This window comes from uncultured Parabacteroides sp. (genome assembly GCF_902493135.1).
In the GTDB taxonomy this organism is placed as follows: Bacteria; Bacteroidota; Bacteroidia; order Bacteroidales; family Tannerellaceae; genus Parabacteroides.
This window is the reverse complement of sequence record NZ_CABUOD010000001.1, coordinates 89,394-100,930: the sequence shown is the minus strand read 5'-3', so window position 1 is coordinate 100,930 and position 11,537 is coordinate 89,394. Positions and strand designations below refer to the sequence as shown.

Here is an 11,537-nt window from a genome sequence, read left to right as displayed (position 1 = left end):
GTATGAAGAAAATAATCGTATTGACAACCGCAACCGCCCTGTTGAGCAGTTGCGGCATATACACCAAATATCAACCGGCCGAAACGACTCCGGACCACCTGTACGGAGAAGAGGTGGCTGTCGATGATACGACCAATTTCGGTAATGTGAACTGGCGGGAACTTTTTACGGACTCGCAGTTGCAGGCTCTTATCGAACAAGGGCTACAAAACAACACCGACCTCCGGTCCGCCCAATTGCAGATCGAGGAAGCGGAAGCAGCGCTAATGTCGGCGAAGCTCGCTTTCCTACCTTCGTTCGCACTTTCCCCGCAAGGAACGATCAGCAGTTTCGACGGAGGAAAAGCGACAAAGACATACACGCTGCCTGTCACAGCCAGTTGGGAATTGGACATCTTCGGACGTCTGCGCAATGCCAAGCAACAGGCCAAAGCGCTGTATGCCCAAAGCAAGGACTACCAGCAGGCTGTGCGTACCCAGTTGATAGCCGGGATCGCCAACGTGTACTACACCTTATTGATGCTGGATGAACAGTTAGCCATCTCGCAACAGACGGAAGAAGCCTGGAAAGAGACGGTGGTTTCTACCCGTGCATTGATGGATGCCGGATTAGCCAACGAGGCGGCTACCTCCCAAATGGAAGCGGCTTATTACAGTGTACAGACTTCCATTCTCGACCTGAAAGAGCAGATCAACCAAGTCGAAAACAGTCTCGCCCTGTTGCTCGCAGAAACCCCGCACCGCTACGAACGTGGAAAACTGGCCGACCAGCAGTTCCCGGAAGACGTGGCAGTCGGCGTACCGATGCAAATGTTGTCGAACCGTCCCGATGTGCGTGCTGCCGAACGTTCGCTGGAACAGGCTTTTTACGCAACCAACCAGGCTCGCGCTGCTTTCTATCCTTCCATCGTACTGAGCGGAAGTGCCGGATGGACCAACTCGGCAGGGAGCATGATCGTCAATCCGGGCAAATTCCTGGCTTCGGCAGTCGGCTCGCTCACACAGCCGTTGTTCAACAAAGGACAGATCATGGCTCAATACCGCATCGCCAAAGCGCAGCAGGAAGAAACAAGCCTGGCTTTCCAGCAAGCTTTGCTGAATGCCGGCAGCGAAGTCAACGATGCTTTGGTCGCCTGCCAGACAAGCAAGGCAAAGACCGTCTTGTTCGAAAAGCAGATCCAATCCTTGGAAAAGGCATTGGAAAGCACAGCGTTGCTGATGGAGCACGGTACGACTACCTACCTGGAAGTGCTGACCGCCCGCCAGTCTTTGTTGAGCGCACAACTGTCGCAAACGGCTAACCGGTTCACCGAGATACAAAGCGTGATCAACCTTTATCAAGCTTTAGGCGGCGGTAGAGAATAAGAAAACATTTTTTATCCATAAAAGCCAAAAACCTTTTAAACCGGACCTTTGACCTATTCCATAGGACCTGTTTCAGAAAAGTATTCAAACTTCGACGAAACAGGTCCTTTTTTATCGAGTGAAAAATAAGCGGAGCCATGACATTGTCTATGCATTTTTTTATACTTTTGTGGGCATAAGACAGAATATACACAACAATGAAAAGTAAAAGTTTAGTTTCTATCGATCAATGTTCCAAAGAGGACATTCTTCGTATTCTGGATAACGCCAGGAAGTTTGAAGCAAATCCGAACCGTAAAGTGCTGGAAGGCAAAGTTGCAGCGACCCTGTTCTTCGAACCTTCCACCCGTACCCGCTTGAGTTTCGAGACTGCGGTGAATCGGTTGGGCGGCCGTGTGATCGGTTTCTCCGACGCTTCCACAACCAGTTCCTCTAAAGGCGAAACACTGAAAGATACCATCCTGATGGTAAGCAACTACGTCGATCTTATCATTATGCGCCACCATCTGGAAGGCGCCGCCCGTTATGCTTCGGAAGTAACAGACGTGCCTATCATCAATGCCGGCGACGGAGCGAACCAGCATCCTTCCCAAACCATGCTGGACCTCTATTCCATCCAAAAGACGCAAGGCAAACTGACCGACCTCAACATCACAATGGTCGGCGACCTGAAATACGGACGTACCGTGCACTCGCTGATAGTGGGTATGTCTCATTTCAACCCGACATTCAACTTTATCGCACCGAACGAACTCCACATGCCGGACGAACAGAAGAACTTCTGCGACAAACATGGCATCAAATACAACGAATATACCGAATTTACGGAAGACATCATCAACCAGACGGATATTCTGTACATGACCCGTGTGCAACGCGAACGTTTCACCGACCTGGAAGAGTACGAACGTGTGAAGAATGTGTATATCCTGAAGAATGACATGCTGAAAAACAGCCGCGAGAACCTGCGCATCCTGCATCCGCTGCCTCGTGTGAACGAAATAGCTTATGATGTGGACGATAATCCGAAAGCTTACTATATCCAGCAGGCATGCAACGGACTGTTCGCCCGTCAGGCCATCATCTGCGAAGTGTTGGGCATTTCCGTTGAAGATTAAGAATCCCGTTTCCTGATTTTCAACTTTCAATTATCAATTTTCAATTATCAAAAGTTATGTCAGCAGAAAAGAAAAAAGAATTGCAGGTCGCCGCTTTAGAAAACGGTACTGCCATCGATCATATTCCCCCCAGCCAGTTGTTCAAAGTAGCCAAATTACTGGGACTGGAAAACATGAACAATACGATTACGATCGGCAACAATTTCCACAGCAATAAAATGGGTTGCAAAGGCGTGATCAAGATCTCCGACAAGTTCTTCTGTGACGAAGAGATCAACCGTATCGCCCTGATCGCACCGAACGTGATCCTGAACATTATCCGCGATTACGAAGTGGTGGAGAAAAAGACCGTTACCTTACCGGACGAACTGGTAGGACTCGTAAAATGTAACAATCCGAAATGTATCACCAATAATGAACCGATGCCGACCCGTTTCGATGTAATCGACAAAGAGAAGGGTACGATCAGATGCCATTATTGCGAACGCAAGATCAACAAGGAAGACATCATCGTTAAATAATCCGATATGAAACACGACTGGAAGCCCGGCACGATGATCTATCCGCTGCCTGCGGTAATGGTTAGTTGCGGCTCTGAGCCTTCAGAATACAATATTATAACTGTCGCGTGGATGGGTACGCTCTGTACCAATCCACCGATGTGTTATATATCCGTCCGTCCGGAACGCCACTCCTATCCGATCCTGAAAAAGAACATGGAATTTGTGATTAACCTGACAACCCGCGAGCTGGCATATGCTACCGACTGGTGCGGTGTCAACTCAGGGAAAGACCATGCCAAGTTCGAGGAGATGAAGTTAACGCCGGGAAAAGCCTCGGTCGTAAACGCCCCGATCATCGAAGAGTGCCCGCTTTGCATTGAATGCCGGGTAAAAGAGGTTATGGCTTTGGGTAGCCATGACATGTTTATCGCCGATGTGGTAAACGTGCAGGCCGATGACAAATATCTGGACCCGGAAACAGGAGCTTTCGATATGCAGCGTGCCGACCTGCTGGCTTATTCGCATGGCAAATATTACGGATTGGGCGACTTCGTCGGTAAGTTCGGCTGGTCGGTCAGAAAGAAAAAATAGTCATGAAGAAAATTTGCCTTATATTACTGATACTTCCATTCTGTTTCCCGGTGGTTGCCCAGAAGTTTATCAAGATCGAAGACAAGACATTCAATTGGGGAGGAAAAATCGGAGTCAATGCCGCATTCCCGATTGTCAAATCGTTGACGATAGACAACCAGGAGATGGAAGACATACGCCTGCAATATAAGGTAGGTTATCAGGCAGCCGTGTTTGCACGGGTCAATATCGACCGTTTCTATATCCAGCCCAGCTTGGCATGGCAATATACGGAAGGTGACATACGTTTCAACATACCACAGGAAGAAAGCAGCTTTGACGGGACAATAGCGCAATCCCCGATCAGCAGAAACCGGATTACCTATAAGTCCGCTACACTCGAAGTACCGGTGATGGTCGGTTATTATCTGGTAAAAGAGGGTCCGTACGCATTAAGCATGATGTTCGGTCCCAACATCAAATACAACTACAAGACGCGCTACAGCACGGATATGACGGACAGCCCCCGCGAATTCGAAGATGACAACACGCCTTTCGGGATCGGTATAGCCGCCGGGCTGGGAGTCAGCATCTGGCGTCTGTTTCTTGACTTCAGCTATGAATTCGGCTTGAACGAGGTTGCATCCGATTTCCGTGAGATAGGCAAGAACGAGGCCAACCCAAAGGGAACTCTCAACATTGAAAAACGGACAAACATAATGAGTTTCTCACTCGGTTTCCTATTCTGATTCTTTCATTGTCAAAGCATTTAATAAAAAACATATCAGATGAAAAAAGTCAAGATTACGGTGTTAAAGACTACTTTAGATGAACAACTGGCCCGCGAATACGGTGCCGAAGGACTGACCGCCTGCCCCATGCTGAAAGAAGGACAGGTTTTCTATGCTGATTATGCCAAGCCGGAAGGCTTTTGCGACGAGGCTTGGAAAGCGATTTACCAATATGCCTTCGCGTTGTCACATGGTGCCGGAAAAGAAGTATTCTATTATGGAGACTGGATCAGGAAACCGGGAGTTGCCATCTGCAGTTGCAATGACGGATTACGCCCTGTCATATTCAAGCTCGAAGCGACGGATGAAGAGTCCGGGATAGACTACACACCTGTCCGTTGACCAAGTACCGATATGTATATGAATCCTGTAAAAATGGTATTTATCCCTGTAATTCATATACAGTCCTAATCTGCCCGTCACAGTAACTTTGTATCCGTTCCTCCGGAACATTTTTAATAGCGATTTAAACTAATATACAAGTATGGCAAAAAAAGTATTGATCTTATCATCAAGTCCCCGGCGTGGCGGCAACTCAGACACACTTTGTGACGAATTTATGCGTGGTGCGACAGAAAGCGACCATGAAGTGGAAAAGATTTTCCTGAGAGACAAAACAATCCATTACTGTACGGGATGCAGCACATGCAGCCTATACCAGAAGCCGTGCCCTCAAAAAGACGACGCAGCAGAAATCATCGAGAAAATGGTGAATGCCGATGTGATCGTAATGGCTACCCCTGTCTATTTCTACACGATGAGCGCACAGATGAAAACACTGATAGACCGCTGCTGCGGAAGATACACGGAGATGAACGACAAGGAATTTTATTTCATCGTAACGGCAGCCGAAGACGACCGTAAGAAAATGCTCCGTACGATCGACACTTTCCAGGGATTCCTGGACTGTCTGGAAAATCCCGTAATAAAAGGAACCGTGTTCGGATTAGGCGTTTGGCATAAAGGAGAGATCAACGGAAACCCCGCCATGGAAGAAGCCTATCAAATGGGAAAGCAAGTTTAAGCGATTGCAGTGACAGTCCTTTTCAAAGCATATCTGTTTCGTTTTCAAAACACCGGTGTTTTGAAGCAAGGCCTTTTCCACTTACGACCGGAAGCTAATCCATATGGCAGAAATAAAAAGGGCTGTGTCGCAAATCCTTGACACAGCCCTTTTATTACCAAAATCCACAGAATGTCAATCGAACATATGTCTGAACTTATCGAAAATCTTCTCCTTGACAGATTTCTTCGGTTGGAAATTAGGAGAGTTCTCCAGACCGTTCATGATATCCTTCTCTGATGCGGACAACGTTTCCGGAATATAAACGCTTACGTTCACAAGCAGGTCTCCCGTTCCATAGCTATTGATAGACGGTAACCCTTTGTTACGCAAACGAAGCACTTTACCCGGCTGAGTTCCCGGTTCGATCTTGACTTTAGCCTTACCGTCGATAGTCGGAACTTCAACCGTGCCGCCCAGAGCCGCCTGAGGCACACTCAGCAACAGGTTATACAGAATGTCGTTCTCGTCACGTATCAGTTCCGGATGCGGTTCTTCTTCGATCAAGATTAACAAATCACCGTTAATCCCCCCATGACGGGCAGCATTCCCCTTTCCGTTCATGGAAAGCTGCATGCCTTCTGCCACACCGGCCGGAATATTGATCGTGATCACCTCGTCGTCGCGCACGATTCCATCACCGTTACACTCGCTACATTTCTTGGTGATAATCTTTCCTTCGCCTCCACAGGTCGGACAGGTTGTCTGTGTCTGCATCTGTCCCAAGATCGTATTGGCGATACGGGTAACTACACCGCTACCGTGACAGGTTTCACAAGTCTTGGAACTGTGATCGTCCTCCGCCCCGCTACCGTGGCATTTGGAACACGTCACATATTTCTTAACCTTGATCTTCTTCTCGACTCCGGTAGCAATCTCTTTCAGGTTCAACTTTACTTTCACACGTAAATCCGAACCTCGATTCACCCTGCGACCGCCACGTGAACCGCCTCCAAAACCGCTGAACCCGCCAAAGCCACCGAAATGTCCGCCAAAGATGTCTCCAAACTGAGAGAAAATATCGTCCATAGACATTCCTCCGCCAAAACCACCGCCCTGCGAAGCACCTCCTACTCCAGCATGACCGAACTGATCATAACGCTGGCGCTTCTGAGGATCGCTCAGCACATCGTATGCTTCAGCAGCCTCCTTAAAGTTTTCTTCAGCCTGCTTGTCACCCGGATTCTTGTCAGGGTGGAACTGAATCGCCTTTTTACGATAAGCTTTCTTTATTTCTTCTGCCGAAGCAGTCTTCTCGACGCCCAGCACTTCGTAATAATCTCTTTTAGCCATCTTCGTATCTGTCTGTTGTTATTTGCTCATTATCCTGTCGTATTATTCGCCTACCACTACTTTAGCGTGGCGAATCACCTTATCGTTCAAAGTATAACCGGTCTGTACACAATCCAGAACCTTACCCTTCATATCGGGTTCAGGAGCAGGAATCATGGCAACGGCTTCAGACGTTTCAGCATCAAACGGTTCGCCAACAGTTTCGATCGGTTTTACATTTTGATGAGACAGGTAAGACATGAATTTCGAATAGATAAGTTCCACACCCTCCGTAACGGCCTTTATATCTTCAGCCGAACGGATGTTCTGCAAAGCGCGTTCGAAATCATCGACGACAGGAAGCAAATGAGTCAAAGCACTTTCGCCACCGTTCTTGATCAGCTCTGACTTTTCGCGCAACGTACGTTTACGGTAGTTGTCGAACTCGGCCATCAAGCGCAGGTGAGAATCATTCAGTTCGTCATACTTCTTCTTCAGCTCCTCCAGTTCCTTCTGTTCCTGGCCTTCATCCGTCACATTGTCAGATGCGGCATTTTCTTCTGCCGCATTTACCTGTTCTTCCTGCAATTTTGTCGCTTCATCAGCACCCTGGCGTTCTTTTTTGTCAGCAGTTTCCTTCTTGCTATTAAAATTCATCTTGTTCATAATCAATTATATATTTTCATTACTATCTAATTGTCAATAAGATATCATCCAAATATCAGTCATACGACCTATCTGTCGGCACTATTCTTGTCGATATCAATTATCAATATAACATCAAATATACTGCCAACTGTTCTTATAGAACGAAAATATCTTTACCTTTGTGTAGTATAAAGATGATTTATTGTCATAGTACAAAATATAAGATTAATAAAACAATAAAAAATTAATTATGAAGAGAGCGATTTTGTCAGTTTTACTGCTATTTGCATTTCTTACCGGTTTTGCCCAAAACCGGAATATCTGCCGATTAGGAATTACATATGATATCAGTCAAAGCGACCATTGGGGGAAAAACAAGCCGGTTATTACCAGTGTCATTCCTTACTCGCCGGCAGAGCTTGCAGGCGTGAAAACCAACGATATCATTATTGCCATCGATGGTGTGCAAACGACAGATATTTCACCGGAAGAGATCAAAGAAATGCTGAATCCCGCCGGTAAAAACGAAGTGTTGCTGACGATCGGCAATCTGGCAAACCCGGCTAAACAGATCCTTGTCAAAAAAGAATGCAAAAAAGGGAACGCCATTACCGAAGAACAACTGGCCACCGCTTTTTCGATGTACAGCCTCGAAACGACCAGCGAACGGGAATTTGTCTGTCCGTTCAAGACAACCGTGACAGCCGATCCCGTAGATTTCGGCAAGTTCAAAACCTTTGCGTTCTCTGCCATAGACGAGAATAACAGCAAACTGGAAACGGCCATCAACGAAAGCATCGAAAAGGAATTGACCAAGAAAGGGATGACAGTCGATACAGACCGTCCCGACATCATAGTACAGACCTTCTATTTCTTCGACAAGAATCCGAACTATAAAGGGGCAAACAAGATACTGGTCGAAAAAGAGCCGATCTATCGTTACAACTTCAATCACAGCAAGATGGAGACATTCCCGTTTCTGAACTCAATGTCTGCGGAAGCGGAAGCGCAATACCTGCTCCAGTTCGGTTTCCGCCTGATCGACCAGCGTGACGTGCCGGGCCGCATCCTGTGGGAATGCGAAGCTAACGAACTGTTGGAAGATTCATACCGCCTCGACGAATATGCCCGTATACATGCCCCGTTGATGTGCATGCAATATCCATACGTCAAATACCAGCGCAACGTGCCGTTCAAAGTCAATCAGAAAACCTACAACTATACGGGGGTGAGCTACGACATCGACCGTATGGAACAGATTGCCGATGTCGACAAGAACTCGCCTGCATACGCTGCCGGCTTACGCCCCCGCGATATTGTAGAGAAAATCAACAATCAAAAGATGGATCATACGGCTGAAGAGTTCTCCGCCGCTTACAAAGGATTTATTACCAACACGATGAAATACCGCGATCCGAAAACCCAATTTACGGATGCCAACGGTTTCAAACGGTGTATGTTCTGGGACACATTCAGATACCCGCAGGTAGCCGATGCGATCCAGAAATCCGGAAATAAAGCAGCCTATTCTTATTTATATTACTACGCTCCCTATATCAACCCGTCCGGCAACAATGCCTGTACGTTCGATATCAAAAGGGGGAAAAACAAAATGGAAATCATCGTCCGTCCGACCATTCGCCGGTCCGTGACGGTCGAAGTAAAATAAAGCATTTACAAGAACGTGATATACCCGCAAAATTTCGAACAGAAAACGGGCTTCGATAAAGTCCGCCGTTTAATTTCAGAAAAATGTTTAAGCCCGCTCGGAGAAGAGCGGGTAGCAGAGATGGGGTTCTCTGCCGATTATCAAACCGTAACCCAACGTCTGGAACAGACAGACGAGTTTGTCCGAATCCTGCATGGAGAAGACGAGTTTCCCGCCAGTTATTTTTTCGATGTACGTTATTCGTTGAAGCGGATACGCCCCGAAGGGACTTGGTTGGATGAAAAAGAACTGTTCGACCTGAAACGTTCACTCCAGACAATCAACGATATTATCCGTTTCTTCCGCCCTTCCTCGGAAGAAGGAGAAGAGATCAAATACCCGGCCTTGACCGCCCTTGCCGGCGATATTCTGGTATTCCCGCAACTGATCGGAAAGATCGACTCCATACTCGACAAGTTCGGACATGTGAAAGACAATGCCTCTCCTGCCCTGGCGCAGATACGAAAAGAGATCACGGCCACCATGAGCGGCATCTCCCGCAGTTTGCAATCCATACTGCGTGCCGCACAATCGGAAGGAGTCGTGGACAAAGATATCACGCCTACCATGCGTGACGGACGCCTGATGATCCCGGTAGCTCCGGCTTTCAAGCGAAAGATCAAAGGGATCGTGCACGATGAATCGGCCAGCGGCAAAACCGTCTTCATCGAGCCGGAAGTCGTTGTGGAGGCAAACAACCGGATCCGCGAACTGGAAGGTGACGAACGCCGGGAGATCATGAAGATACTGACGGAATTTACAAATTTCGTCCGCCCGTTAGTCCCCGACATCCTGCAATCATACGAATTCCTGGCCGAGATCGACTTTATCCGTGCCAAAGCCTTGTTTGCCGAACAGGTAAACGGGATCAGACCGGTAGTCGAAAACAAACAGCAGATCGACTGGATACGCGCCGCACATCCCCTGCTCTTCCTCTCGTTGAAGAAACAAAACAAACAGATCGTCCCGCTGGATATTCTCCTGGAAGAAAAAAAGCGTCTGCTGATCATCTCCGGGCCGAACGCAGGTGGTAAATCCGTTTGCCTGAAAACGGTCGGCTTGCTGCAATATATGTTGCAATGCGGCCTGTTGATCCCGGTATATGAAAGTTCGAAAACCGGATTGTTCGAGAACCTGTTTATCGACATCGGAGATGAACAAAGCATCGAAAACGACCTGAGTACCTACAGTTCACACCTGACGAACATGAAGTTTTTCGTCAAGAACTGCAACAACAAGACTTTAATCCTGATCGATGAGTTCGGTAGCGGTACGGAACCCCAGATCGGAGGAGCGATCGCCGAAGCCCTGTTGGACCGTTTCAACCGGAATCACAGCTACGGCGTTATCACGACCCACTACCAGAACCTGAAGCATTTTGCAGAAGACACGGAAGGGATCGTCAATGGAGCCATGCTTTACGATCGCCACCTGATGCAACCGCTCTTTAAACTGTCGATCGGTAATCCGGGAAGTTCCTTCGCCGTCGAGATTGCCCGCAAGATCGGCCTGCCGGAAGACGTTATTGCCGATGCCTCTGCCAATGTCGGCTCCGATTATATCAATATGGATAAATATCTTCAGGATATCGTTCGGGACAAACGCTATTGGGAAAGCAAACGCCAGAACATCCGCCAGCAGGAAAAGAAGCTGGAAGATATTACCGCCCGCTACGAGCAGGATCTGGAAGCCGTGAACAAACAACGGAAAGAGATCATGCGCAACGCCAAGGAAGAGGCACAACGCATCCTTTCCGAAGCCAACGCAAAGATCGAAAACACGATCCGCGAAATCAAAGAGGCGCAGGCAGAAAAGGAACAGACCAAGCTCGCCCGTAAAGCCCTGGAAGAATTCAAGGCCTCTGTGATAGCAGCCGAAGAAGAAGACGACAAGATCGCCCGCAAAATGGCGAAGTTGCAGGAGCGCAAAGAACGTAAAAAACAGAAACAAAACGCGCCGGCCTCCAAACAGATCTTCAACCGCGATGTCATAGAAGTAGGCGACAATGTCCGTCTCAAAGGGCAGGTTTCAGCCGGAACCGTCATGGAAGTTCAAGGGAAGCAAGCAATCGTCGCATTCGGCATGATCAAAAGCACCGTCAAGTTGGAACAACTGGAAAAGGTCAGCAAAGGCCAGATCAAAAAAGAGATCCAGAAAAGTACTTTCGTCAGCGTCCAGACAGCAGACGACATGCATGAAAAGAGATTGAACTTCAAGCAAGAGATAGATGTCAGAGGCATGAGAGGAGACGAAGCCTTACAAGCCGTCACCTACTTTGTGGACGATGCCATCCAGGTAGGTGCCGCACGTATCCGCATCCTGCACGGGACGGGGACAGGCATACTCCGCCAACTGATACGCGATTATCTGCACACCGTCCCGGGCGTCCGCCAGTATCACGACGAGCATGTCCAGTTCGGAGGCGCCGGCATTACGGTAGTGGAACTCGAATAAAAACAAACAAGACACCGTTACCCGCATGTATAGCCCGGTCACTTAT

General features: G+C 48.0%; 11 protein-coding genes. 9 read left to right on the top strand and 2 right to left on the bottom strand.

What is annotated here, in order from left to right; all coding sequences use genetic code 11:
• Positions 1 to 2 precede the first annotated feature (2 nt).
• The 7 genes from RDN79_RS00400 to RDN79_RS00370 all read left to right on the top strand — a co-directional run bounded on the left by RDN79_RS00400 (position 3) and on the right by RDN79_RS00370 (position 5,370).
• Positions 3 to 1,364 carry an efflux transporter outer membrane subunit gene (locus RDN79_RS00400; protein ID WP_298547897.1) on the top strand — a complete coding sequence of 454 codons (1,362 nt, stop codon included), beginning with the start codon at positions 3 to 5 and terminating at the stop codon, positions 1,362 to 1,364.
• Between the two features lie 197 nt (positions 1,365 to 1,561).
• Complete coding sequence (pyrB, locus tag RDN79_RS00395) at positions 1,562 to 2,482, top strand: aspartate carbamoyltransferase (protein WP_298547899.1); 921 nt, start codon at positions 1,562 to 1,564, stop codon at positions 2,480 to 2,482.
• Positions 2,483 to 2,538: 56 nt separating this feature from the next.
• A complete protein-coding gene (gene pyrI, locus RDN79_RS00390; protein ID WP_217802875.1) occupies positions 2,539 to 3,003 on the top strand; it encodes an aspartate carbamoyltransferase regulatory subunit in 465 nt (154 codons plus the stop codon).
• 6 nt (positions 3,004 to 3,009) lie between these two features.
• Positions 3,010 to 3,576 carry a flavin reductase family protein gene (locus RDN79_RS00385; protein WP_298547907.1) on the top strand — a complete coding sequence of 189 codons (567 nt, stop codon included), beginning with the start codon at positions 3,010 to 3,012 and terminating at the stop codon, positions 3,574 to 3,576.
• A 2-nt stretch (positions 3,577 to 3,578) separates the two neighbouring features.
• The gene (locus RDN79_RS00380) at positions 3,579 to 4,304 is read left to right on the top strand and encodes a porin family protein (RefSeq protein WP_298547909.1); all 726 of its coding nucleotides are present in this window, start codon (positions 3,579 to 3,581) and stop codon (positions 4,302 to 4,304) included.
• Between the two features lie 39 nt (positions 4,305 to 4,343).
• Positions 4,344 to 4,688, top strand: a complete 345-nt coding sequence (locus tag RDN79_RS00375; RefSeq protein ID WP_298547911.1) for a TIGR04076 family protein — start codon at positions 4,344 to 4,346, stop codon at positions 4,686 to 4,688.
• A 142-nt stretch (positions 4,689 to 4,830) separates the two neighbouring features.
• Positions 4,831 to 5,370: a flavodoxin family protein gene (locus RDN79_RS00370; RefSeq protein ID WP_298547913.1), complete on the top strand. Its 540-nt coding sequence runs from the start codon at positions 4,831 to 4,833 to the stop codon at positions 5,368 to 5,370.
• A 174-nt stretch (positions 5,371 to 5,544) separates the two neighbouring features.
• Here RDN79_RS00370 and dnaJ read toward each other — a convergent pair whose 3' ends face one another.
• Both dnaJ and RDN79_RS00360 read right to left on the bottom strand, forming a co-directional pair.
• The gene (gene dnaJ, locus RDN79_RS00365; RefSeq protein WP_298547916.1) at positions 5,545 to 6,702 is read right to left on the bottom strand and encodes a molecular chaperone DnaJ; all 1,158 of its coding nucleotides are present in this window, start codon (positions 6,700 to 6,702) and stop codon (positions 5,545 to 5,547) included.
• 42 nt (positions 6,703 to 6,744) lie between these two features.
• Positions 6,745 to 7,347: a nucleotide exchange factor GrpE gene (locus RDN79_RS00360; protein WP_298547918.1), complete on the bottom strand. Its 603-nt coding sequence runs from the start codon at positions 7,345 to 7,347 to the stop codon at positions 6,745 to 6,747.
• Between the two features lie 232 nt (positions 7,348 to 7,579).
• Between RDN79_RS00360 and RDN79_RS00355 the strand changes: the two genes are divergently transcribed.
• Both RDN79_RS00355 and RDN79_RS00350 read left to right on the top strand, forming a co-directional pair.
• Positions 7,580 to 8,998: a PDZ domain-containing protein gene (locus RDN79_RS00355; protein WP_298547922.1), complete on the top strand. Its 1,419-nt coding sequence runs from the start codon at positions 7,580 to 7,582 to the stop codon at positions 8,996 to 8,998.
• 15 nt (positions 8,999 to 9,013) lie between these two features.
• Positions 9,014 to 11,491, top strand: a complete 2,478-nt coding sequence (locus tag RDN79_RS00350; protein ID WP_298547924.1) for an endonuclease MutS2 — start codon at positions 9,014 to 9,016, stop codon at positions 11,489 to 11,491.
• The last annotated feature ends 46 nt before the right edge of the window (positions 11,492 to 11,537 follow it).